The 25,349-nt window shown below is 37.8% G+C and carries 20 protein-coding genes and 1 other annotated feature; of the genes, 14 read left to right on the forward strand and 6 right to left on the reverse strand.

The window, feature by feature from the left end; all coding sequences use genetic code 11:
- Nucleotide 1: 1 nt before the first annotated feature.
- Nucleotides 2-3,718, forward strand: coding sequence for a helicase-exonuclease AddAB subunit AddA (addA, locus tag AC3WSO_RS04485; protein WP_492529072.1), 3,717 nt, complete (start codon nucleotides 2-4; stop codon nucleotides 3,716-3,718).
- A gap of 99 nt (nucleotides 3,719-3,817) precedes the next feature.
- Nucleotides 3,818-4,984: a DUF418 domain-containing protein gene (locus AC3WSO_RS04490; protein WP_492529074.1), complete on the forward strand. Its 1,167-nt coding sequence runs from the start codon at nucleotides 3,818-3,820 to the stop codon at nucleotides 4,982-4,984.
- A gap of 173 nt (nucleotides 4,985-5,157) precedes the next feature.
- On the opposite strand, the gene AC3WSO_RS04495 is transcribed toward AC3WSO_RS04490, so the two are convergent.
- Nucleotides 5,158-5,454, reverse strand: coding sequence for a hypothetical protein (locus tag AC3WSO_RS04495; RefSeq protein ID WP_492529076.1), 297 nt, complete (start codon nucleotides 5,452-5,454; stop codon nucleotides 5,158-5,160).
- A gap of 146 nt (nucleotides 5,455-5,600) precedes the next feature.
- Between AC3WSO_RS04495 and AC3WSO_RS04500 the strand changes: the two genes are divergently transcribed.
- The 3 genes from AC3WSO_RS04500 to AC3WSO_RS04510 all read left to right on the forward strand — a co-directional run bounded on the left by AC3WSO_RS04500 (nucleotide 5,601) and on the right by AC3WSO_RS04510 (nucleotide 8,862).
- Nucleotides 5,601-6,503, forward strand: a complete 903-nt coding sequence (locus tag AC3WSO_RS04500) for a fumarylacetoacetate hydrolase family protein (protein ID WP_492529078.1) — start codon at nucleotides 5,601-5,603, stop codon at nucleotides 6,501-6,503.
- Between the two features lie 303 nt (nucleotides 6,504-6,806).
- On the forward strand, nucleotides 6,807-7,172 hold the full coding sequence (locus AC3WSO_RS04505; RefSeq protein ID WP_492529080.1) for a YisL family protein: 366 nt from the start codon (nucleotides 6,807-6,809) through the stop codon (nucleotides 7,170-7,172).
- Nucleotides 7,173-7,392: 220 nt separating this feature from the next.
- On the forward strand, nucleotides 7,393-8,862 hold the full coding sequence (locus tag AC3WSO_RS04510; RefSeq protein ID WP_492529082.1) for an alpha-amylase family glycosyl hydrolase: 1,470 nt from the start codon (nucleotides 7,393-7,395) through the stop codon (nucleotides 8,860-8,862).
- Nucleotides 8,863-8,922: 60 nt separating this feature from the next.
- On the opposite strand, the gene AC3WSO_RS04515 is transcribed toward AC3WSO_RS04510, so the two are convergent.
- Both AC3WSO_RS04515 and AC3WSO_RS04520 read right to left on the reverse strand, forming a co-directional pair.
- On the reverse strand, nucleotides 8,923-9,780 hold the full coding sequence (locus AC3WSO_RS04515) for a DegV family protein (RefSeq protein WP_349659105.1): 858 nt from the start codon (nucleotides 9,778-9,780) through the stop codon (nucleotides 8,923-8,925).
- 354 nt (nucleotides 9,781-10,134) lie between these two features.
- Nucleotides 10,135-10,944 carry a Cof-type HAD-IIB family hydrolase gene (locus AC3WSO_RS04520; protein ID WP_492529084.1) on the reverse strand — a complete coding sequence of 270 codons (810 nt, stop codon included), beginning with the start codon at nucleotides 10,942-10,944 and terminating at the stop codon, nucleotides 10,135-10,137.
- Nucleotides 10,945-11,065: 121 nt separating this feature from the next.
- On the opposite strand from AC3WSO_RS04520, the gene AC3WSO_RS04525 reads away from it, so the two are divergent.
- Together AC3WSO_RS04525 and AC3WSO_RS04530 are read left to right on the forward strand one after the other, a co-directional pair.
- Nucleotides 11,066-11,830: a prolyl oligopeptidase family serine peptidase gene (locus AC3WSO_RS04525; RefSeq protein ID WP_492529086.1), complete on the forward strand. Its 765-nt coding sequence runs from the start codon at nucleotides 11,066-11,068 to the stop codon at nucleotides 11,828-11,830.
- 53 nt (nucleotides 11,831-11,883) lie between these two features.
- Entirely contained in the window at nucleotides 11,884-12,192 is a 309-nt protein-coding gene (locus AC3WSO_RS04530) for a metal-sulfur cluster assembly factor (RefSeq protein WP_197139853.1), read from the forward strand.
- A 569-nt stretch (nucleotides 12,193-12,761) separates the two neighbouring features.
- Here the strand turns inward: AC3WSO_RS04530 and AC3WSO_RS04535 are convergent.
- Complete coding sequence (locus AC3WSO_RS04535) at nucleotides 12,762-13,448, reverse strand: Crp/Fnr family transcriptional regulator (RefSeq protein ID WP_492529088.1); 687 nt, start codon at nucleotides 13,446-13,448, stop codon at nucleotides 12,762-12,764.
- A gap of 269 nt (nucleotides 13,449-13,717) precedes the next feature.
- Here AC3WSO_RS04535 and AC3WSO_RS04540 point away from each other — a divergent pair, with 269 nt between their 5' ends.
- Nucleotides 13,718-15,844, forward strand: coding sequence for an ATP-dependent Clp protease ATP-binding subunit (locus AC3WSO_RS04540; protein WP_492529090.1), 2,127 nt, complete (start codon nucleotides 13,718-13,720; stop codon nucleotides 15,842-15,844).
- A gap of 47 nt (nucleotides 15,845-15,891) precedes the next feature.
- On the opposite strand, the gene AC3WSO_RS04545 is transcribed toward AC3WSO_RS04540, so the two are convergent.
- A complete protein-coding gene (locus AC3WSO_RS04545; RefSeq protein WP_079559555.1) occupies nucleotides 15,892-16,086 on the reverse strand; it encodes a YjzD family protein in 195 nt (64 codons plus the stop codon).
- A gap of 1,205 nt (nucleotides 16,087-17,291) precedes the next feature.
- Between AC3WSO_RS04545 and AC3WSO_RS04550 the strand changes: the two genes are divergently transcribed.
- The 3 genes from AC3WSO_RS04550 (at nucleotide 17,292) to AC3WSO_RS04560 (ending at nucleotide 20,279) form a co-directional block, all read left to right on the forward strand.
- The gene (locus AC3WSO_RS04550) at nucleotides 17,292-18,230 is read left to right on the forward strand and encodes a beta-ketoacyl-ACP synthase III (protein ID WP_492529092.1); all 939 of its coding nucleotides are present in this window, start codon (nucleotides 17,292-17,294) and stop codon (nucleotides 18,228-18,230) included.
- Between the two features lie 30 nt (nucleotides 18,231-18,260).
- Nucleotides 18,261-19,502 carry a beta-ketoacyl-ACP synthase II gene (gene fabF, locus AC3WSO_RS04555; protein WP_492529094.1) on the forward strand — a complete coding sequence of 414 codons (1,242 nt, stop codon included), beginning with the start codon at nucleotides 18,261-18,263 and terminating at the stop codon, nucleotides 19,500-19,502.
- Between the two features lie 549 nt (nucleotides 19,503-20,051).
- Nucleotides 20,052-20,279 carry a YuzI family membrane protein gene (locus AC3WSO_RS04560; protein WP_197139867.1) on the forward strand — a complete coding sequence of 76 codons (228 nt, stop codon included), beginning with the start codon at nucleotides 20,052-20,054 and terminating at the stop codon, nucleotides 20,277-20,279.
- An 88-nt stretch (nucleotides 20,280-20,367) separates the two neighbouring features.
- Here AC3WSO_RS04560 and trpS read toward each other — a convergent pair whose 3' ends face one another.
- Entirely contained in the window at nucleotides 20,368-21,357 is a 990-nt protein-coding gene (trpS, locus tag AC3WSO_RS04565) for a tryptophan--tRNA ligase (RefSeq protein WP_349659090.1), read from the reverse strand.
- 90 nt (nucleotides 21,358-21,447) lie between these two features.
- Nucleotides 21,448-21,680 (reverse strand) — a binding site (T-box leader).
- Between the two features lie 785 nt (nucleotides 21,681-22,465).
- Here trpS and spxA point away from each other — a divergent pair.
- From spxA to AC3WSO_RS04580, 3 genes are all read left to right on the forward strand, one after another.
- Entirely contained in the window at nucleotides 22,466-22,861 is a 396-nt protein-coding gene (spxA, locus tag AC3WSO_RS04570) for a transcriptional regulator SpxA (RefSeq protein WP_024362527.1), read from the forward strand.
- A 435-nt stretch (nucleotides 22,862-23,296) separates the two neighbouring features.
- A complete protein-coding gene (mecA, locus tag AC3WSO_RS04575; RefSeq protein ID WP_349659089.1) occupies nucleotides 23,297-23,965 on the forward strand; it encodes an adaptor protein MecA in 669 nt (222 codons plus the stop codon).
- A gap of 222 nt (nucleotides 23,966-24,187) precedes the next feature.
- Complete coding sequence (locus AC3WSO_RS04580; protein WP_492534246.1) at nucleotides 24,188-25,303, forward strand: competence protein CoiA; 1,116 nt, start codon at nucleotides 24,188-24,190, stop codon at nucleotides 25,301-25,303.
- Nucleotides 25,304-25,349: the final 46 nt, after the last annotated feature.

The raw sequence follows: 25,349 nt of genomic DNA on the forward strand, positions 1-25,349 counted from the left end.
GTTGGTACAAAAAATACCTGAAAAGCCAGCGGAAGTGACATGGACTGACGACCAGTGGAAGGCAATCTATGCAAGCGGCCAGGATACACTTGTATCGGCTGCGGCAGGCTCTGGTAAAACGGCAGTTCTCATTAATCGAATGATTGAAAAGGTAGTGGCGACAGAGGATCCCATCAATGTCGACGAGTTACTTGTCGTAACATTTACAAATGCATCCGCTGCTGAGATGCGTCACCGTATGGCAGAGGCACTTGAAAAGGCTATTGCAGAAAATCCAACTTCTAACCATTTACGACGCCAGCTAAGCCTTGTCAATAAAGCACAAATTTCAACGCTGCATTCTTTCTGTTTAGCTATTGTGAAGCAGTACGCCTATATGCTAGATATTGATCCAGGTTTTCGAATAGCAAGTGAGGCAGAGGTTGCTTTGTTAAGAGACGATATATTAGCCGAAGTATTAGAAGATGCTTATGATTCTGAGGATGAAACACAAGTTCAAGCAATCTATCGCCTTGTTGATAGCTTTACATCGGATCGTGATGATCAGGCAATAGAAACATTAATAAGCAAGCTTTATGATACGTCCCGTGTTCATGCAGAGCCTCAAAAATGGCTTCGTAGTTTACCAGAGACATACGACTTAGCAGCGGACGTGACAATTGATGATCTAGAGCTATCAAAATATGTGAAATTAACAGTCAAGCATAGTCTTGAAGAGGCATTTGTATTAATTTCAGAAATGCGTGCCATTACGCTACAACCTGCTGGACCTGGACCATATGCTGAAACTGCAGAAATGGATTTTGCTATGATTCAGGAAGGCATTCGCATTAGTCGTGAAGGAACGTGGCAAGAACTTTTTGATTATTTTGCTACGGTAAAGTGGTCAACGTTAAAGCGTGTATCCAAGGATGCTTTAGTAGATGTGGAGCTTCAGGAGCTTGCTAAAAAAAAGCGTGAGGCAGCTAAAAAAATTGTAAACAAGCTTAAAGAGACTTTTTTCGTTCGGACTCCTGCACGATTGCTGGAAGAGATTCGATTAATGGGACCTACGATAGGAACTTTAGTCGAATTGACGAATGTTTTTAGTGAACAGTTCCGCATCGCAAAATTAGAACGAGGAATAATTGATTTCTCAGATTTAGAGCATTTCGCCTTGCAAATTTTAACTGTAGAAGTCGAAGGTGAGTTACAGGCTTCACCTGTTGCTCTAGATTTAAAGCAACATTTTAAAGAAGTGCTTGTGGACGAATATCAAGATACAAATATGTTACAAGAAACTATATTGCAGCTTGTGAAAACAGGTAGTGAACAAGATGGAAATCTTTTTATGGTTGGGGACGTCAAACAAAGTATTTATCGTTTCCGTTTAGCAGAACCGAAGCTTTTTATGCGAAAGTATAGCGAGTTTCTAGAGACTCCAGATTTGACGGGGATGCGTATAGATTTAAACGCTAACTTCCGTAGTCGACAAGAAGTGTTGAACGCTACAAACTATGTATTTTCACAAATTATGGGTGAGCGAGTTGGAGAAATTCTTTATGATGAAAATGCTTCATTAAAGCCAGCAGCCCCTTACGATGACAAAGAAGTTCCAGTAGAGCTAGTCATCATGCATCCTCCCGGGGAAGAGGAGTTGGAGGAAGAAGCAGAAGATACTGTAAGCGACGCTTCTGAAATAGAGGAATTAAAAAAATCACAGTATGAGGCACGTTTTATAATTGAGCGTATTCGACAGATGATGGAAGACGGGACAACCGTATTCGATACAAAAACGAAGACAGAACGTCCGTTAAAATATAGTGATATTGTAATTTTAATGCGTTCAATGACATGGTCAACAGATTTAGTAGAGGAATTTAAGCTTGCGGGAATCCCGCTCTATGCGGAGTCCTCTAAAGGATATTTTGATGCGCTTGAAGTGATGATTATGCTGAATGTACTAAAGGTTGTTGATAATCCATATCAGGATATTCCTTTAGCTTCAGTGCTACGTGCTCCATTTGTTGGCTTAACAGAAAATGAGCTAGCAAAAATTCGACTAGCAGATACGAAAGCGCCATTTTATGATGCATTAAGGCAATTCATTCGAAGTGAGGGGCATGGTGTGCAGTCTGACACTTTTGTGAAGCTTCAACGATTTATGCTAGCATTTGAAAACTGGCGAGATTTAGCGCGACGTGGTTCGCTGTCAGATTTAATTTGGAAAATTTATTTAGATACGCATTATTATGAGATGGTTGGAGCGATGCCGAATGGGAAGCAGCGTCAGGCCAATTTACGCATTTTACACGACCGTGCTTTAATGTATGAGAAAACAGCCTTTCGAGGACTATTTCGCTTTTTACGTTTTATAGACCGTATGCGTACACGTGGCGATGATTTAGGGGCGGCGAAATCGATTGGAGAAAAGGATGACGTCGTTCGCCTTGTAACCATTCACTCTTCCAAAGGGTTGGAGTACCCAGTTGTATTTGTGGCAGGGATGGGGAGACCGTTTAATAAAATGGATTTCCATAACCCTTATTTATTCGATCAAGATTTTGGTCTTGCAGTGAAGGCAATTGATCCAGAAAATCGTATTACGTATACATCTCTACCATTTTTAGCTTTGAAGGAGAAGAAAGAGCTTGAAATGCGTGCTGAGGAAATGCGTGTATTATACGTAGCGATGACACGTGCAAAGGAGCGACTTATTTTAGTAGGCTCGGTAAAAAATTGGGATAAAACCCGCGAAAATTGGCTGGATGCACAAAGCTTGCCGCTAGATGCCCCTCTACAGGAGTATTTACGAGCTAGAGCAAATAGTTACTTTGATTGGCTTGGGCCTGCAGTAGCAAGACATGCAGATTTTTCAGCCATTGCTGCTTCCCCTTATAAGGCAGCAGATGATGTATCGCATTGGTGGGTACGAGCTATTGAAACAAGCCATTATGCGTATGATATACAGTCGTTAGAGGACGAGGTACAGCAATTGCTAGAAACGCCCGAGGACGAAGCTTTGGAGTCGGAAATTACGATGCGGTTTCAAGCACAGTATACGTTTCAGAAATCAACACAAAAACGTTCAAAAACATCTGTAAGTGAAATTAAGCGTTTAGAAAATCTTCAGAGACAGGAAGAGCCTGAGTATTACTTTTCAGCACCTTCTAAGCAAAAAACGACGACCGTTGCACCCCGTCCAACCTTTTTACAGGACAAGCAGCTGACAGGTGCAGAAATAGGGACAGCGGTTCATACAGTTATGCAACATGTCCCTCAAAACGGCTTTACGGACGTACAGGAGGTTCAGGAGTTTGTCACTAATTTAGTGGATAGACAGCTTCTGACCGAGGCTGAGAGGAAAGTTGTTCCGTCGAAAAAAATATATAATTTCTTTACAACAGACATTGGACAACGCTTTAAAAAAGCAAAAACAATTCGAAGGGAATTGCCATTTACGATTAGTAGAGTAGATGAAGATGGCGACGCTCAAATTGTACAAGGAATTATTGATTGCTTATTTGAGGATGAAAATGGGGAATGGATTTTGCTTGATTATAAGACAGATCGTATCCAATCACATTTTGCTGAGGAACCAGCACTAACGAAAGAACTTACAGAACGATATGGTGTCCAGCTTAGAGTTTATAGTGAGGCGATTGAATCGATCCTTCAAATTAAAGTGAGTGATAGGGTTTTATATTTATTTGATATTGAACGGGTTTTACATGCATAAGTGAAAGCGGTGAAAACAGGGCTATCTGAGGTAGTTTCATATAAGGGAATGCGTGATAGAAAGTCCTGTTTTCACCATATACATAGAGGAGGCTTTTTTGTGGAGTTAAAACCGACAATGTTGCAGGAGCGCATCGCAACATTAGATATTTTACGTGGTATAAGCCTACTAGGCATTTTACTCGTTAATATGTTTGCCTTTTATTTGCCAATGCCCTATATTGATTTGGCATCATGGTTTACAACACCGTCAGATATAGTGTGGCAGCAAAATTTAGATATTTATGTACAAAGTAGCTTTTATCCACTGTTCGCCATGTTATTTGGCTACGGACTCGCTATGCAATGGCAGAAAGCACAAAGTCGTGAACAAAATTTTTATGCGATAGGACTTCGAAGACTTTCTGTATTATTTGTATTTGGTTTGCTACATGCTGTGCTCATTTGGTGGGGCGACATTTTGATGTTGTATGCATTTTGCGGCGTTTTTTTAGTGCTATTACTACGTCTACATCCAATTTGGCTATTATCGATTGGCATTATGATTAGCGGTGTCATGCAAGCTTTTATGTTATTTGTAGTAGGATATATTAATTTTAATACAAAGATTGATGAGTATTTAGATATTACTTCAGTAGAGCAGGCGATAACAGCTTATGGAACAGGGAGCTGGGTCGATGCATTTATGCAACGTCTAACTGATTTATCTGTTCAGGCAGAGATCGGCATGTGGTTTGTGGCGTTATTTACAATTCTACCATTTATGTTAATTGGTGCCGCTTCCTCTAAATGGCGTTTAGTAGAACAAGCGAGAGAACTTAAATGGCTATGGTTTGGATTAGCAGTGGCTGGGTTAGCAATTGGTATTTTTATTAAAAGCGCACCGATCATGTTTACGCGTACGTATTTATTAGACTACTTGAAAGTATATATAGGTGGTCCAATTTTAGCAGTAGGCTATACGGGACTCATTGTTTTACTTTGTTTACTTCCAATTGTACCAAAATTACTTAGTCCTTTTGCGAAAATAGGGCGTATGTCGTTTACGATGTACATACTTCAATCGGTCATTGGAACATGTCTGTTTTATCAGTTTGGATTTGGCTTGTATGGAAAAGTAAACGTCGCAACTGGCGTGCTAATTGCGGTAAGCATTATTATTGTTCAAATGGTTGTGGCAGAAATTTGGCTAGCGAAATGGCAACAAGGTCCGTTAGAGGCTTTATGGCGCAAGTTAACGTATAAGGCGAAAACTAAAGTAGGGTAATTGTTGAGGGCTTGACTCTCGTGCAAAAAAACGCACAATCTGCGGTGGAAATTAGCGTTCATTTTAAATGTGAGGGCAACATAAAGTTAATGAATACGTCTTGTATAGTAAGAATAATTAATTTGCGATTTGCTCATTATCAAAAGTTGGGATAGCATTTGTTGAAACGTATGTTATTTATCTTCATTATGAATATAAAGTCTCTGGCGGATGTCATGGATTTTTAAAGGAATGAATTGTGCGGGGCACAATTCAAAATCCAGACGCAAATACGCCAAGGCGAAATTGATATAAGTTGATTGTACTTCCTCGGGGATCAGCGATAGAGGAACGAAGGCTAAAACCATCACGTCCTGTGATAACGCCTTCGTGACCAGCATCGTGCTGGCCCGAGACCCTGCAGTGAAGCGAAGCGGCTCATCGAACGTCCCCAGGAAGCTATGCTCTGTGCGGAAGCGAAGCGGCAGCAACAAAGCGCCCAGTCGGAACGGAAATCAACCACACGTTATGGTGAAGTGCCTACAAATTATTATGAATAAAAAAAGTTGTCGCAAAAGTAAGGCAATTTCTATAATTTTGTTGTATTATGTAAAAAAAAGAAGGAGCTCTGAAAATCATGAAAATTTTATCATTTAAATTAGGTGGACATGTAAGCTTTGGACCAAAAGTAAAAAAAGAAGAAGCAGTATGGGATGTACTCGCTATTCAAAATGAACTTCAAGTTCTCCCTTCTTTTTCAAGTTCAATTGTAGATGGCATTGCTCTAGGCTTTGATTTTGTTGAACAGATTCGTAAATTAGTAGAAGCCGCTGAAAAATCAGACCGTGCTAATAGTTTCAAACGTGAATTTACAGTGATCGAGTGGTTATCACCGATTCCACGCACACCAAAAAACATTATGTGTATTGGGAAAAACTATGATGAACATGCTAAAGAAATGGGTGCAGAAGTAGCTCCAACAGACTTAATGGTATTTACAAAATCTCCGACTGCTATTGCTGCTGATGGCCAAACAATTTCTATTCATGCCGATCTTTCATCTAAAATGGATTATGAAGGCGAATTAGCGGTTGTCATTGGTAAACGTGGTAAAAATATTCCGAAAAACTTAGCATACGATTATGTATTTGGCTATACGATTGCCAATGATCTAACAGCTCGTGATTTACAAGAAAAACATAAGCAATTTTTCTTAGGAAAAAGCTTGGATGGAACTTGTCCACTTGGACCTTACCTTGTAACAAAAGATGAAATTCCGAATCCACAAGATTTAACAGTCGTTACAAAAGTGAACGACGAAGTACGTCAAAACGGCTCAACAAAAGATATGATGTTCACTGTAGAATCATTAGTATCGATTTTATCTCAGCATGTTACATTAGAGCCAGGTGACGTTATTTTAACAGGGACTCCAGCGGGTGTTGGCAAAGGCATGAATCCGCCACAATTCTTAAAAGCTGGTGATACTGTAAAAGTATCTATCCAAGGCATCGGTACTTTAGTGAATCATTTTGAATAATTTTTCAAATCCGCGTGAGTTTATCTCCGCGGATTTTTTATTTGGGTGTCCAAACATCCGTTGAAATAGAGGAACCCAGTTTAAGAATGCCACGTCCTGTGGTAACGACTGAGTGACCAACATCTGTACTGCTGTCGCTTCGCTTTCGCGCAAAAGACATTTGTTGGCCAAAAGCCTCCGGATGCAATGATATCGAGGTAAAATTGATGTATATTATATGAACACTATTGTAATGTTTGAAACCCTTTCCATCACATGGTAGGATAGAGTTTGATAGAAAAAAGAATATGAGGTGGGACAATAATGAGTTTCTTAACTAGCCAAACGCATTTGCATATTACTACTTGGGTAGTTGCAATCGTAATCTTTTTAATTGCGGCATTAATGGGCAAGCAGTCAAAAGGCTTACATATGACATTACGTTTATTCTACATTTTAATTATCATTACTGGTGGAGCACTATTCTTCAAATACCAAGCTGGAGACCCGATGCTATACGGTCTGAAATTTGTATTCGGTATTTTAGTCATTGGTATGATGGAAATGGTATTAGTACGCCAGAAGAAAAATAAACCAACTGGTCTGATTTGGATTTTATTTGCGGTGTTCTTATTTATCACATTGTTCTTAGGATTTAAGCTACCATTAAACATTAATTTCTTAGCATAATTTTGTAAAAGTCGTGAAGTTCTCGCTTCACGGCTTTTTTTTGAAGGTGAAATTGCTCAGGTCCCACGATCAAGTCGATAAATTGTATTTGAAGGAGAAGTTGACACCTTTTTGCCGTAATTCATTTTGTCATTTTCGGAAAATATTTTGAAATGATAGCGAGGAGACTATTTTATTTGGTAAAATGACGGAGGATTGGTTTGAAAGAGAGGGAATTAAAGTGAAATTCAAAAAGTGGATAAGTGCGACAGCTGCATCGCTTTTACTAGCAACTTCATTAGTGAGTGCTACACCAGTTGCACATGCTGATGAGGCGTCGACAAGAACGATTGCAGAAGAAAGCATCTATGATTTACTTGTTGACCGTTTCTTTAATGGTTCGGGCACTAACGATTTTGATACAAATACGCAAGACGCTACTAAATTTGCAGGAGGCGATTTTGCAGGTTTACAGGATAAACTAAAATTTATCGGAGAAATGGGCTTTACAATTGCTTCTATTGGGCCGATTTTTGCCACTGAGAAATATGATGGATCGATGCCAACGAGCTACTCTTCAATTGAGCGTCATTTTGGAACAGCTGAGGAGTTTCAAAGTGTCATTGAGGCCTATAAAGCTAAAAACGTATCGATCATGGTTGATTTCCCATTAAACAATGTAAGTCCGAATCATGAGTGGGCAAAAGATTCAGCGAAAAAGGACTGGATTGCTTCAACAAATAATGGACAAGTACAGTGGGACTTAACAAACAAAGACGTACAAGACGCACTTGTTAAATCAGCAACAGACTTTGTCTCTACATACGATGTTGGTGGGGTGCGTTTAACAAATATTGCAGGTGCTGATACAGAGTTTATCAATGCTGTGATTAAAGCATTAAAGGATACGAAAAAATCACTCTATGTCATTTCAAATGAAGAAAGTGATGCAAACTTTGATGCAAGCTTTTCTAAAGCTTCAGCTGATATTTACCGTAATATCTTTAAAAATGTTGATATGGATTCTACTAAGTTGATGGAGCCTTTTACAGGTAAGAAACCAACTCAGATTATGATTGATTCGTTAGAAACGCATCGATTTACATTTGATTCTGCAACAGAAAATATGTTCCCACCAACGCGTTTGAAAATGGCGATGGGTGCTTTATTTATGATGCCAGGAATTCCAGTTGTACAATATGGTACAGAAATTGCAATGAACGGTGAAAAAAAGCCAGCTACGCACCAAATATATAACTTTAAAACTGATACAGAATTAATCGATTATATTAAAAATGTCCAATCTTTACGTAATAAATCTGAGACATTACGCGACGGTGATTTTGAAGTTCTCACAAATGAAAATGGCCTACTTGTATTTACACGTACGTCCGATAAAGAGAAATGGGTCATCATGGTTAATAATACTAGTGAAACACAACGCGTTGATTTAACACCTGCTCAGCTTGGTGAAGGTAAAATGCTAAACGGTATTATACATGAAGAAAAAGTTCGTATTAATGAAAAAGACGTTTATCCAGTTATTTTAAATCGCGAAATGGTAGAGATTTATCAAGTTAGAAATGATGAAGGATTAAATGTACCTTATATGGTAGCGCTAGGATTAGTATGGTTAATATTCATAGGATTTGTAGTTGTTATTATTAGACGAGGTAAAGTACGACGTAAAGAGCAAGATGCTCTAAACTAATCCTAGTAGGATAAAATGAAAAATCCCCTCAACACTTTTCAGTGCGGAGGGGGATTTTTGTTAAGCTTGATAGCTTTTATTTGTAAAGAAGATGGCAATTGTACCTGGTCCTACGTGGGAGCCGATAGCTGAACCAATCATTGTTACTTGAATAGCTTTTGGTGAAAATCTTTCTTGGATAGAAGCCTTTACTTCGTTGGCAAATTCCACATCATCACTATGGCTAATACCAACAACTTTTTCAGAGAAATTTTCACCACGCGCCTGCATTAAATCTAACATGCGAGCGATGGCTTTTTTACGTCCGCGTGATTTTTCAATCGGTACAAGTTTACCATCCTCTACATTTAAGATGGGTTTTATGCTTAGGAGCCCCCCAAGAAATGCGCTTGCCTTAGATACACGACCACCTTTAGCAAGGTAATCTAAATCTTCCACCGTAAATAAGTGCTCCATCTGTGGGGTAAGAGCTGTAATTTTTGCTTCGATTTCTTCCAGTGAAGCACCTGTATTTCGAAGGCGAACGGCTTCTTCGACTACTAGGCCGAAACCTAGTGAAGCACATTTAGAATCGATAATAGCTAATTTAAGGGATGGATATTGCTCCTGTACTTGATTGCGAATCATGACAGCGGTATTATAGGTACCTGATAATTCCGATGAAAAGGCAATATAGATTCCTTCTTCTTCATTTTTCGCTAGATTTTCGAAATGATTGAGAAATAGCTCTGGTGATACTTGGGATGTTTTTGGGCGAGCACCTTGACGAATAGCGTCGTAAATTTCTTTGGAATCAATCGAAATGACATCATCATATTCATTATTGTTCAATTGCACTCGTAGTGGAAGAAGTTCAATATTGTTTTCTTCGTAGTAAGACTTTGGTAGATCACAGCCACTATCAGTAAAAATTTTCATTATTTGTCCCCCTAATTTAATATTCTTTTAACTCTATATGAGAAGTTTACAAACACCTATACTACATAACAGGTGAACACGTGTCGAGTTTTCAATTTCCACTCTATATTTCTCGAAACTACTTCCTAATAAAATTTTATATAGATATATTATCATATCGAGTTTCAGTATAATTGCAACTCAGTGTATTGTTAACTCGAAAGTTAAAGTGAAAAATGGGCTCATCACCATAACGTGTGGTTGATTTCCGTCCGACTGGGCGTACTTCGCGCAACTTTTATAGATGGCTTAGATTTTAATGAATGACATCCACAACTTATGGTGATGATCCAAAAATAGGGTGTTTTTAATTTACTAGGATAGTTTCAAACGCTCGATAAGCATTTTAGCGATGCCATCGTCATTATTAGTTGTCGTAATTTCGTTGGCAATGTTTTTTAAAGAAGGGATGCCATTGCCCATTGCTACACCGATACCAGCATATTCAATCATTTCTAAATCATTGTCCTCGTCACCGAATGCAATAATACGCTCGCGTGGGATACCTAAATCCTGTGCTACATGAGCGATTCCTACTGCTTTATTTAAGCCACGGCGAACAATTTCAATAATGTGAAGTGGGGCACCCCAACGACGATGTTCAATGACTTCTGCATGGACAGCCTGTAAATGGTCACGAATAATCATTGAATTCACTTCATTCGCTTGAATCAGTAAACTAGTAGGGTTATCAAGTAAATGGGTATAAAGATTCCCATGAGTAATTTTAGGATTCCCCATATTAAATATATTTAAAATCCGTGAGTTCTCTGTATGAACATAAATATCGTCTTTAACCTCCGCTATAATATTTTCATATTCATAGCTATTGATGGAATTGACGACGTCATGTACTACGCTTAAATCAATAGGAGTATGCTTAGTCTGCCATGCAGCATTTTTAGGATGGTGGACGTAAGCACCATTAAAATTTACGATGGGCGTTGTAAGGCCAAGTTCGTGATAATAAAGATCACTCGCACGATAAGGACGGCCGGTAGCAATCATAACTTGATGGCCTTGCTCCTTTGCCTGCAATAATGTTTTTTTAGTTTTTGCTGAAATTTGTTGTTGGTCCGTTAATAACGTACCATCTAAGTCCAAAACGATTAAATGCGGTTTCATAGCTTATTGCCCCTTTCTTATAATTTGAATAGTATCGTTTTGTAAACCATTCGTCAAAATTTTGTCACAGTGAAAAAAGTTTGCTAACATAAAGATGAGACAAATGTTGGGAGTGACAAAGATGATTGTTGAGAAAGAATTGTGGGGAAATATTCCTTTATTACATATACATACGGAAAATATGAATGAAGAAACCCCGGTAGTAATTTTTTTACATGGTTTCACGAGTGCAAAAGAACATAACTTACATTATGCATATCAATTAGTAGGCAGAGGGGTGCGTGTCCTATTGCCAGATGCAAAATTACATGGCGACCGTAGTGAAGGCCTGACTGAGATGCAATTGAGCTTACATTTTTGGGATATTGTTTTAAATTCTATTCATGAAGTGGAACAATTATATAATGAATTAAAGAATAAAAAATTATTACTGAATGATAAAATTGGCATTGCTGGTACATCAATGGGTGGTATTGTCACATCAGGCTGTTTAAAGCGCTATGATTGGATCAAGACAGCAGCAGTTTGTATGGGTGCACCAAGTTTCACTAAATTAGCGGAGTATCAATTACAGCAATTCGCTAAAAACGGTGTGAATTTCCCAATGTCCGAAGAAGAAGTACAACAAACGAATAAGCTTCTAGCTAAATATGATGTGAGCCTAACACCAGACAAATTTGCAGAACGACCTGTCCTATTTTGGCATGGGGAGTTAGATAAAACTGTACCTTTCAAGGAAACATATGATTTTTATTTAACTTTACGTAAATATTACGAAACGAATCCAGAAAACTTGAAATTTTTAGCGAATAAGAAAGCTGGTCATGCTGTTTCACGTGATGGTATGTTAGCAGCAACTGAATGGCTTGCACAGCATTTGGCATAATAAGATGCATCTGCTATGATTAAGTTAACACTGTGACGAAAGGAGAAATACAGATGGATCAAGATATGAAAGACAGCATGTTCGGTGCATTAGAAAATGTAATTGACCCTGAGCTTGGTATTGATATTGTCAACTTAGGTTTAGTATATGATGTAGAGTTAGATGAAGAGGGTGCAGCAACCGTTACAATGACGTTAACGTCTATGGGCTGCCCAATGGGACCTGTTATTGTTGATCAAGTGAATACAGCATTAGGTGAGCTTCCAGAGGTAAAAAGTACAAATGTAAATATTGTATGGAATCCACCTTGGTCAAAAGATAGAATGTCACGCTATGCAAAAATGGCATTAGGTGTACGCTAATTCAACTTATTGCACAATAAAAAATCCCTGCTTATAACTCTAAGCGGGGATTTTTGCTGTTTTGAAATACAAAACTGTTAAAGAAATCTTTGTGACTGTTGCATGCTTTAATTAGGGAGATTTCCTTTCGAAGCTACTCACCGTAGTTAAACAGAATAAACTTTTAATAAGACGCTATTGTACATCTGGTGTTGCTGACTCTTTAATCTCTTACATAAAATAATTGTTGATGTTGCTAAGCTGGCATTACATTTTCGCACAGACAAACATTGTTGCTAAAGTTTTTTGTTTTATTACAATGAATTTTAGTAATAAGCAAGAAGATTCACGCTATGTGATGTGGTTGATTGGTGTGGAGGCTGGGCGACTCCTTGGGGATCAGTGTCACAGATGAGACCCTGGAGCGAGCATCGCGAGTGAAGCGGCTCATCGGACGCCCCAGGAAAGCGCCCAGCCGGAACGGAAATCAACCCCTCACTTTGCAAAAGAGCCATACATTATTTCTTTTACATAATAGAACACAAAATCCCCGTTATAACTCATAGGCGGGGATTTCGTATGTAAGTGTATTAATCAATACGACATATTTGTAACGGGCAATTTTCACAAGCGATTTCATCCTTTAAAAATTGTAGATCGTGAATGGTTATATAACCTTTTTCAAAAGATATAATATTGTGCTTCTTTAAGTCATTCAGCATGCGATTAATCATCTCTCGACTCGTCGCACATAAATTAGCGATTTCTGTATGTGTTAACGGGAAGTCAATATAAATAGTGTCATTTTCTAACGGCTTCCCATAAGTATTTGAAAGACGGATAAGCGTTGAAAATAAGGCACCCTTTTTCCCATTTAAAATCAAATCACGCAAACGGCTTTGATGCTTTAAATTTTCTGTTTGCAACCACTTCATATACTCCACCATTAAAATAGGCTGTTCCACTAGTAAAAGTTCTAATGTATCAAGGCTAAGAACATATAAACTGGAGGGCTCTAGTACTTTAGCGGTCATCGAATTATACGTAAAATTGCAAAATAATGAGCTTTCTCCAATGATGCTATCTGGACCACAAATACGAATGGTTAATTCCTTCCCATTCTCCGTTTCCTGACTAATCGAGATAGCTCCTGTTTTTATATAATAAATTTCTTTCGCACGTTCGCCCTCTAAAAAGATTTTACTTTCCTTATTCACTTTAATAAAAACACCGTGTTTTTGAAAAAGATCGTGAAATTTCTCTTGTATATTATCCATAATAGTCATATCTTCAACACATCTCTTTCTTTTTTCGTAAAAATTGTTTAATTATTACAAAATTAGGTGAGTAATTTACTAAATCTAAGAAATACACTTTTATTATAACGTAATTTTCCAGTAATAAGTGAAGAAATTTTAGGGCTGATTCTTTGCTCTGGTTTGTCGAGTGTTGTAAAATAAAGTTAGTCAAAAAAGGTCAAACATTTCTTATAAAATAGAATGGCAAACGGGATTCCGCTTAACATTATTAAAAGGGAGTGCTAAATATGCAATTTCAACAAACAAATGACAAAAAGCCATTAGAACAATTTGGACGTAATTTAATAGAAGAAGTTAAAAACGGTAAAATGGATCCGGTTATCGGTCGTGACGAAGAAATTCGTAATGTCATTCGTATTTTAACACGCAAAACGAAAAATAACCCTGTCTTAATAGGGGAGCCTGGGGTTGGTAAAACAGCTATTGTAGAAGGGTTAGCTCAACGTATAGTAAAGGGCGATGTTCCTGAGGGGTTAAAGGATTGCGTACTGTATGAGTTGGATATGAGTGCTTTAATAGCAGGTGCTAGTTATCGTGGCCAATTTGAAGAGCGCTTAAAAGGTGTATTAAAAGAAGTAAAAGAATCAGAGGGACGCATCATTTTATTTATCGATGAAATTCATACAATTGTAGGTGCAGGTAAAACGGATGGTGCAATGGACGCTGGGAATATGCTAAAACCAATGCTTGCACGAGGTGAGCTACATTGTATCGGGGCTACAACATTAGATGAATACCGTATGTATATTGAAAAAGATCCTGCTTTAGAGCGTCGTTTCCAGCAGGTGCTTGTACGAGAGCCATCTATTGAAGATACAGTTTCCATTTTACGAGGCTTGAAAGAGCGCTTTGAGTTGCATCATGCGGTACGTATTCATGACCGTGCGATCGTAGCGGCAGCGGGGCTTTCCAATCGCTATATTACAGAGCGTTTCTTGCCAGATAAAGCGATCGATTTAATCGATGAAGCATGTGCGATGATTCGAACAGAAATTGATTCTATGCCACAGGAATTGGATGTAGTTACACGCCGTATTATGCAGCTCGAAATTGAGGAGCAAGCATTGCGTAATGAAAAAGACGAGGCGAGTAAAAAACGTCTAGAGCAACTCAGTGAGGAATTAACAAAGCTCAAAGAATCCTCTGAGGGCATGCGTAAACAATGGGAAACCGAAAAAGAAGCGTTACATGGCATTCAGAAAAAACGTGAAAAACTTGATAAATACCGCCGTGATTTAGATGAAGCAGAAAGTAAATATGATTTAAATAAAGCAGCTGAACTACGTCATGGAAAAATTCCTACACTTGAAAAGGACATTCAAGAGATGGAAAAACAATTAGAAAATGGTGCGGAATCACGTATTTTACGTGAAGAGGTAACGGCTGATGAAATTGCATCAATTGTTTCGCGCTGGACAGGAATACCAGTGACGAAATTAGTAGAAGGTGAGCGTGAAAAATTATTGCGTTTAAAAGATACATTGCATGAGCGTGTAATCGGGCAAGATAATGCAGTACAGCTAGTTACAGAAGCGGTATGGCGTGCTCGAGCAGGAATCAAAGATCCGCATCGACCAATTGGTAGCTTTTTATTCCTAGGGCCAACAGGTGTTGGTAAAACAGAGCTCGCGAAGGCGCTAGCGGCACAATTGTTTGATTCTGAGGATCATTTTATTCGCATTGATATGAGTGAATATATGGAGAAACATAGCGTATCGCGTCTTGTAGGGGCACCTCCAGGCTATGTTGGCTATGAGGAAGGTGGGCAATTAACAGAAGCTGTTCGCCGAAATCCGTATTCAGTTGTATTATTAGATGAAATTGAAAAGGCCCATCCGGATGTCGCAAATATTTTACTACAAATTCTAGATGATGGTCGCATTACTGATAGCCAGGGGCGTATGGTTAACTTTACAAACACAGTGGTCATTTTAACTTCTAACATTGGCTCAAGCTATTTAATGGAAGCAAAAGAAGACGATGTTGCTGTTGAGGATTTAGTGATGGCTGCACTGCGTCAACATTTTAAACCAGAGCTGTTAAATCGTATGGATGATATTATTATGTTCCATGCACTATCAGATGAGCATTTTACAGCCATTGCATGGAAATATATCGAACAGCTTGTCAAACGAGTTGAAGAGCAAGACATTAGTTTACAAGTAGAACAAAATGTAGTTGATTGGGTTGTAGAACAAGGAGCAGATGCTCAGTTCGGTGCAAGACCATTAAAACGCTTCGTGCAACGATATATTGAGACTGCGGTTGCAAAAGAATTGCTTCGAGGTGAAGTATTACCAGGAGAAACATTACACATTAAAATGTATGATGGTCAATGTGTCGTTGAAAAATAACAAAAAAACCTGTTCCGCATTAAGCGAAACAGGTTTTTCTAGTTGAATTAATGATTGTCTGCAGCTTCTGGAGTTGACTCGTTTGGAATAATTGCACCGATAATGAAAACAAGAATTGTAAATACAACTGATGTAACAATAGCAGTATCGATATCAAATTCTGCACCAAGTACAGAGCCTACTACGTAGTTTAACATTGAAACTAGTAGGAATGACCATATGAATGTTACGATATATCGCATTAATTTCACCTCAACCGAACTTTTTTATATCATAAAATTTTACTACATATTCATTATCATATCATAACATAAATCGAAAAAAAAAGAATCTTTTCTGTGAAACATGGCGAATTTGTCACAACAATAACATTTTTTTTATTTTTAATGCAGTTTCAATACATCACTGAAATTCAAAGACGTCACAAATGCTTGAGTGTCGTAGCGTTTAGAAGGATTTCAAGCCCCGTCAAAGCATTAATTTAATTCATCTTGCACCTGTTCTTCAGTATGAGTTTGAAGAGTTATTTTAGGCAATTCAAGTGTGGCGCTTTTTATATGTCTCGAGAGGGGATTTTTAAAAGGAATTATTAAAGAAGTTAAAAGGCAACAAATGTTTTAGATCTAAGCTATTTCATTCCGAAGTAGCTTATGGGGGGCATCTTTGCGTTGGTCATGTTTAATTTGAAACTTTTTTACGGATCATTCGTATTATAACTAGACAATTCGAATTGATAAAAAAGGGAGAAATGAATTTTTGAACTATTGAATGAAACGATTACTTTTTGTGATTTACTTGATTACCATTGCGGATGCGTATTACTCAACGTTGTTTATTGAACCAAAAACACCACCGCAACACCAGACGATTAAAGCATCAGTGATTACGTTGACACAACTACGGTAGCAAACCTAACAAAAAGAAACGTACAACAAGTCGTTTGAAACCTTCTGTACTGCAACTCATCAAGCGATTTCTTCAGAGCATTAAGTGTTCCAAAGAGAACATGATCCTTAACGACCTATTAGAGAATAGATTGGACGTACGCAGATTAATGCGAGAGCCACCTTTCATCTTTTTGCGTTATCAACTTTTACGTTGTTGATAATAATTGTTAGGCCAAAGCTGCAAATTTATTTGCAGCTTTTTTTATTAACCGCCATTATTTTTCATACTCACTTATCCCCCGAAATATGCTTTTTCTTGCATTAGCTCTAAAAGTGGGAGATGACATTTGTTTAATTGTATGCCATGTATATAAGTTGATTGGAGTGGAGGCTAACCGATGCAATAGAACTTATCAGACGCCCCAAGTCGGAATAGAAATCACCCCCGTTATGGTGAAGAGGACGTTAAATTTAATTCATCTTGCACCTCTCCATCATTATGAGTTATAATTATGACCAGTTACTAATAATTGATAGTAAGAAAGCAGAGGGGTTGCTAAATGAACGCTGGTATTTTAGGAATTGCCAAATACGTTCCGGAGAAGGTCGTTACGAATTTTGATTTAGAAAAAATAATGGATACTTCGGATGAATGGATTCGAACTCGCACAGGGATTGAGCAACGTCATTTTGCTGCTGATGATCAGGAAACTTCAGATTTAGCAGTAGCTGCAGCAAAAGAGGCTATTGCAAAAGCGGGAATTTCACCAGAGGAAATAGGCTTAATCCTTGTAGCAACAGTAACACAAGATCAAAATTTTCCAAGTGTCGCATGTATGGTTCAGGAGCAGATTGGAGCAGTTAATGCAGCTGCGATGGATCAAGCGGCTGCTTGTGCAGGGTTTATATATAGTTTAGTGACAGCAAAGCAATTTGTAGAATCAAATGCTTATAAATATGTCTTAGTAGTAGGTGTTGAAAAGCTGTCGAAAGTACTTGATTGGGAAGATCGTAATACGGCTGTGTTATTCGGTGACGGTGCAAGTGCAGCGATTATTGGTCCAGTATCAGAAGGTAGAGGTATTTTATCATTTGAGCTTGGAGCTGACGGCACAGGTGGTAAGAATTTGTATTTAACACAGCAAGACACAATCGCTATGAATGGTCGTGAAGTATTTAAATTTGCCGTTCGTCAAATGGGTGAATCTGCAATGAACGTTTTAGAAAAAGCAGGTTTAACAAAAGAAGACGTAGATTTTTTAGTGCCGCATCAGGCGAATATTCGAATTATGGAATCAGCGCGTGAGCGTCTAGAGCTACCACCGGAAAAAATGTCAAAAACGATTCACAAATATGGGAATACGTCGGCAGCATCTATTGGTATTTCGTTGGTAGATGAGCTTGAAGCAGGTAAGATAAAAGATGATGATTTAGTAGTACTTGTTGGATTTGGCGGTGGCCTAACATGGGGTGCCGTTACAATGAGATGGGGAAAATAAAAACGAAAAATGCTTGAGGGGAGTAATACAATGAGTAAACGACGAGTAGTAATTACAGGAATTGGCGCAGTTACACCACTAGGAAATAGCATCGAAGAAACATGGACTAACATTAAAGCTGGAAAATCGGGTATTGGCGAATTAACTCGTTTAAATAAAGATCTTTTCGCAGCAAAAATTGCTGCTGAAGTAAAGGATTTTAATATCGAAAAGTATATCGAACGTAAAGAAGCTCGTAAAATGGATCGCTTTACACAGTATGCTTTAGCTGCATCTATCATGGCGATGGAAGATGCACAATTAACAATCGATGAAGAGCTAGCACCACGTGCAGGTGTCTGGATTGGCTCTGGCATCGGCGGTATGGAAACATATGAACAACAATTTTTAACTTTCCAAGAGCGTGGCGCAAGAAGAGTAAGTCCATTCTTTATTCCGATGATGATTCCGGATATGGCTTCAGGCCAAGTGTCGATTCACTTTGGTGCAAAGGGCATTAACTCTTGTTCAGTAACTGCTTGTGCTTCAGGTACAAACTCTATTGGGGATGCTTTTAAAGTAATTGAACGTGGCGATGCAGATGTTATGATTTCGGGTGGTGCTGAGTCGCCAATCGTTACGATGGCAGTAGCAGGTTTCTGCGCTAATACTGCATTATCTTTAAACACTGATCCAGAAAAAGCTTGCCGTCCATTCGATAAAAATCGCGATGGTTTCATTATCGGTGAAGGTGCGGGTATTGTTATTTTGGAAGAGTATGAGCACGCAAAAGCACGCGGTGCAAAAATTTACGCAGAAGTTCTTGGCTATGGTGCAACAGGAGATGCCCATCATATTACAGCTCCAGCTCCAGAAGGAGAAGGTGCTTCTCGTGCAATGATGCAAGCATTATCTGATGGCGGTGTAGAAGCTTCACAAGTTGACTATATTAACGCACATGGAACAAGTACACCATATAACGATTTATTTGAAACACAGGCAGTAAAAACTGTTTTTGGTGAACATGCCTATAAGCTTGCAATGAGTTCTACAAAATCAATGACAGGTCACTTATTAGGTGCAGCTGGTGGTGTTGAAGCTATTTTCACAGCGCTAGCACTTAAAGAAGGCATTTTACCACCGACAATTAATTTAACAGACGCAGATCCAGAATGTGATTTAGATTATGTGCCAAATGAAGCCCGAAAAGTAGATATTCAATATGCTATGAGTAACTCACTTGGGTTTGGTGGACACAACGCAAGTCTACTATTCAAAAAAATCGAGGAATAATAAAGTAAAACTTTAATCAGTGGGGATTTCATCATCCCCACTTTTTTTATTATTAAAAATAAGATTGTCATGTCAAAAGATACACGCTATGTAAAGTGATTGATTGGAGTGGAGGTTAGGCGACTCCTTGGGGATTAGCGATATAGAGGAACGGAGGCTAAAATCATCACGTCCTGTGATAACGCCACCGTGACCAACATCCTGCTGTCGCTGCGCTTTCGCACAAACAAAACCCTATGCTGTCGCTACATTAGCACTACGCTTTCGCGCAAAAAACATCTGTTGCCCCAAGCGGCTCATCGGACGCCCCTAGGAAGCTATGCTCTGCGCGAAAGCGATGCGGCAGCGGCAATTGTTTTATCTGTGCGAAAGCGAAGCGTCAGAAGCGCCTAGCCGGAACGGAAATCAACCCCTCGTTTTGCAGAAGAACCTTACGTTATTTAATATGATCAACCTAAAAAACGTCAGCCTAATTTAAGTGGCTGACGTCTTTTTTTATAGTTTTATGAATAGATGATAATAAAGAAAAAATAGAAAGGATGCCCTAACTTGTTCCGACTCTTTTTATTTTTAATGAGCTATGGCTTATTGATTCTCTCTGTTGGGAATCTCATATTGTATTTGAATTATCGGACACTCGGATATACTTGGATAGTTGTTTTTAAATTTATGGCACAGACAACAGCATTTTATGTGGCAATTGGATCAGCCCTTGTGTTATGTGCTGTTGTGCTTGATCTTGGTTATGATAAAACGATAAACAAGGATAAGATGTAACACTTAGATTACTCTCTTTTTGGCCAAGCCCTTTCGATAAATTTCAACAAAGCTACAGCACTTCTTCATTTCACGTTAAAGCATTTTCTTAGCGACGTGCACGACCAAGGCCCATTGCTTCTTCCATGCGTTTTAATGTAGCGCTAGCAATAGCATTTGCCTTTTCAGCACCTTCATCTAAGATGATGTCTAATTCTGATGATTCTACCAAGTGATAGAATTTCTCTTGAATTGGTGTCAGGTGATCAATAACCGTTGCTGCAACACCTTGCTTGAAACCACCATAGCCAATGCCCTCGTATTTTTTTACAAGATCGTCAATAGATACGCCTGAAATGGCAGATTCGATTGTTAGTAAATTAGAAACACCAGGTTTATTTTCCACATCAAATGCCACAATACCATCAGAGTCAGTTACAGCAGATTTAATTTTTTTCTCAATGTCTTTCGCTGAATCTAAAAGCTTGATTGTCGCTTTTGTATTTGGATCAGATTTACTCATTTTCTTTGTAGGTTCTTGTAGTGATTTGATACGAGCTCCTGCTTTAGGTAATTGAATTTCAGGAATCGTTAAAACATCACCATAACGTTTGTTAAAACGCTCTGCTAGATCACGAGTAAGCTCAATATGCTGCTTCTGATCATCACCAACTGGAACAATGTTTGTGTTATACAAAAGGATGTCTGCTGCCATCAATGGTGGATATGTTAAAAGAGCGGCAGATACGCTTTCCTTACCGTGCGATTTATCTTTAAATTGTGTCATACGTTCAAGCTCACCAATCGATGCAACACATTGTAACATCCAGCCTGCTTGTGCGTGAGCTGGTACTTCTGATTGAATAAATAATGTCGATTTTTTAGGGTCGATGCCAGTAGCAATATACGTTGCTGCTAGGTTGCGAATATTTTGACGTAATTCTTTTGGATCTTGTGCTACGGTAATGGCATGTTGATCGACGATACAATAAACAGCATCACCTTCATCTTGTAATGCAGGGAATTGCTTAAATGCTCCTAAATAGTTCCCTAAAGTAACAATACCTGTTGGCTGTACGCCTGAAAAAATAGTTGTCATTGTCATTTCCTCCTTGAATTTAAGTCCCTTAGACGTTTTTACATAAGTGCCGAAATAAAAAAACATCATGCGTCCTCATTAGTTTTCTAATGAAGGGACGAATGATGTTTGAATCCGCGGTACCACCCAGCTTGCCTAAAACGGCCACTCTTCTTCGTAACGTGAAGGGACGAGCTTTGCTAATAGACTTAAATAAGAAAATAAGACGTTCACAAAGCTAACTCGGAAGTCCATTCCAAATGCTTACACGATCTGTTTGCAGCAACCACAGACTCTCTAAACGTGTAAAAGGCAAATGTACTACTCTTCGTCAGCGTTTTTTAGCTCAATACCTGTCTTCCATCTGCATAGATGGCGAGGTGAATTCACCAAAGACATAATTGATTTATTGCAAAAAATTATATTATAAAGGCTCGGTGAAAAGCAAGTGTGTAAAGTCAGACTTTTGGCGGTGTTTTTTCTCGGCAAAAAGTTATATGCTACTTTTGCTGCTTTTTTATTTCAGTGAAGCAATAAATATTTTCTGTCAAAAGCGAAAAGCAATTTAGCGATATCGTAAATTATATGAAAGTGTGTTTCATCAGCAAAATTTGTGGATGACATTTGTTAAAACACATTCCATATACATAAGTTGATCTTCGTTACGACTGGCCGATTCCAGGAAGCTTTGCTCTGTGCGAAAGCGAAGCGACAGCAACAAAGCCCCCAATCAGAATGGAAATCAACCACATGTTATGGTAACAATCAATTTATTTGGAAATGCAACCGATATTAGTAAATATACGTCTATATTTGTACACACAGAATTGACAGTATTCTCGTTTATAATTTTTAAATGAGAACAAAAACAATCAAGCGATGGATGTTTAAAATGCTCTACGAATGGGAATATTAGTAGTAGTTCATTACACACCTCAAGAAGTAACTACTTTGAAGTTTATGTAAAAAAACAGAAAATTTCATGTCAAATGGTTATTCTTTTTTTATTGGAACTATATTCAAACATCACAGAGTACTGTATAATGGTATGTATATTTACATTAAATTAATTCTAATTTAACACAATAGTTTATAGATAATGATTAAAAGGAAAGGATGTGTCAGTATGATAGTAACTTTATTTACATCACCAAGTTGTACGTCTTGCCGAAAAGCTAAAGCATGGTTAGAGGAGCATGAAATCCCATATACAGAACGTAATATATTTTCTGAACCATTAAGTATTAGTGAAATTAAAGAAATTTTGCGTATGACAGAAGATGGTACGGATGAAATTATTTCGACTCGATCAAAAATTTTCCAGAAATTAAATGTTGATGTGGAAAGCTTGCCATTACAACGTTTATATGAATTAATTCAAGAATACCCAGGTTTATTACGTCGTCCCATTATTTTAGATGAGAAACGTTTACAGGTCGGCTACAACGAGGATGAAATTCGCCGTTTCCTACCTCGTAAGGTTCGTGCTTATCAACTACAAGAAGCACAGCGTATGGTGAACTAATATTGCCGTATTCTGCATAGAATAAGTATTAGATGTTACATATGCAACAAGCATATTGTGACATCTATTTTTTTGTGTTTTACTTATGAAAATCCATCTATATAGAGTATAATAAATAATAGGGAAAAGTCATATATTTCGGTAAAGTATGTTAAACTTGATTTTAGCTTAATAGTTTACTACAATTTCAATAATTCAAATAACTTCTGTGAAACGGTGTATATCCTTTTCATTTTATGACAGAACAGCATACAATATAAATAGAGACAACTGTGGACATAAATTTTTTTGATTTCGGTTGCTCGATGGGTTTACTGTAGTGTGGTCAAAGGTTGAAAAACAAAATTGAGGTATGAGGTTAAAAACAATGAATAATAGCATACTAATGAAACAAACTGTTTTTCGACAAATGACAGTGAAGGGAGATGAGGTCTAGTGGACATCGAACGTGTAAACGAAAATACACTCAAGCTCTTTATTACGTACAATGATATAGAGGATCGCGGCTATAGTCGTGAGGAAATTTGGTACAACCGAGCAAAGGGTGAACAACTTTTTTGGGATATGATTGATGAAGTAAATACGGAGGATTATTTTGATGTAGAAGGTCCAATTTGGATTCATATCAATGCTTCTGAAGTAGGCTTAGAGATCATTGTCACACGTGCACATATTTTAAAAGACGGTGAAACCTTAGATGGTTCTTCGCATTTTGATGAACACAAAGATATGTTTGCTCCATTCGAGGATGTTGGAGAGGATCTTCTCAGTCAACTAACTCAATTTGGTGACATTGATGAGTCAGAATTATTTATGGATACAGACATATATGTTTATAAATTTAAAGATATTGATGAGTTAATCCCTGTAGCGAAACGCATAACAGATGAATTAGTGGATTCCTCATTATTTAAATATGAAGATTGGTACTATCTAGTAGTTGATTTTGTGAACGCAGAAGAAGAGCTAAATCATCACGATAGAAATGCTGTTATTAAAGAATTTTTACTACCATCGAATTTTACAATCCATCGTTTAGAGGAATATGGCGAAAAAATTATGGAATTTGATTGCTTTGAAACAGTACGAAAATATTTTATTTAAAGTAATGAGTACTTGATTCAGTGGCTTAGACTGTAAACAAACTTGGTGATTATCAAGTTTGTTTGCAGTCTTTTTATTTAACTTCTTTCAGTAAGTGTTTTTGGTAACGTAAGTAATTGAAAAAAGCTAGCAATTTTTAAATTTCAAGAAAAAGCCGTTCTTTATTTGTCGCTATAAAAAGGCTCCTATACAATTAGGAAAAAAGGAGATGATTTTATGCTTATGGCCTATAATGAGCAGCAGCAGATTTTTCTCCCATACCAATATTCAAGGGAGGCTTTGCAACGATGTAGGAGCCAGATGAAATTTTATTGTCCTCAATGCCAGCGGCCTGTCCAATTAAAGATAGGCAACTATAATATCCCTCATTTCGCTCATATTGCTACTAATAGCTGTATACAGTTATTTGCAGAGGGTGAATCAAAACTTCATTTACAAGGAAAAATCCAATTATTTGAATGGTTGAAAAACCTCGGGCATACAGTAAAGCTGGAGCCTTTTTTACGGAAACTTTCACAGCGGCCAGATATGCTTTTGATTAAGGAGCATAAGCAAATTGCCATTGAATTTCAGTGTAGTACAATTTCACATGAAAAGTGGCTATTACGTACATCTGGATATGAGAAAAATTGTATACAGCCGTTGTGGCTTTTTCAAACACCTCAAAGACAAACTATAAAAGGTATTCGAAAAATTTCTATTTCTCCGATAATGCAAAAAGTGATAAATACTAAAGCATTAGGCTTGTCTTATTTAGTGACATATGATGCAAACACATCGAGATTTATTTATTGGGCGAATCTTCTTTATGTTCATGGGCATACTTTTATAAGTAAAGTACAGGAATTAACTATTCATAAGCAACAATTTCCCTTTTATGAGCCAAAGACAATTACGAAAGAGGAATTTCATCTTTATTGGCAGCTTTATAAAAAGTATTGTAAGCAATTCGTATATCAACGATTATTCCATAGTAAAAATGGGGTGCAAGATGCATTTTTACGAAGTAGTTATGAGTTAGGTTTTACTTTAACGGAGATGCCTGATTACGTAGGTGTTCCGGTAAAAGATGGAGAGGCGATACCGATGTTTTCTATTGAGTGGCAGACGATTTTGCATCATTATTGTCGACATTTACAATTAGCACCTCATGAACTAGACGAGAGAAATATACGATCGTTTTTAAGCCAACAAAATATAGAGGTTACAACCCAGGCTGTACAAGCTATTAAAAATTACGGAATGATGCTGGCGAAAAGGGATGAAAAAGATAATCGTTTTCCAGGTATTTGTGAGCAAGTGTACGCAAATTTATTTGCAATTGACGCAATATACTGAGAAAATATGAGAGTATAGGAAAAACTAACATATAAAGGAGGCTGGC

The sequence above is a fragment of the Lysinibacillus sp. EB106-09-02-XG168 genome (assembly GCF_058791475.1).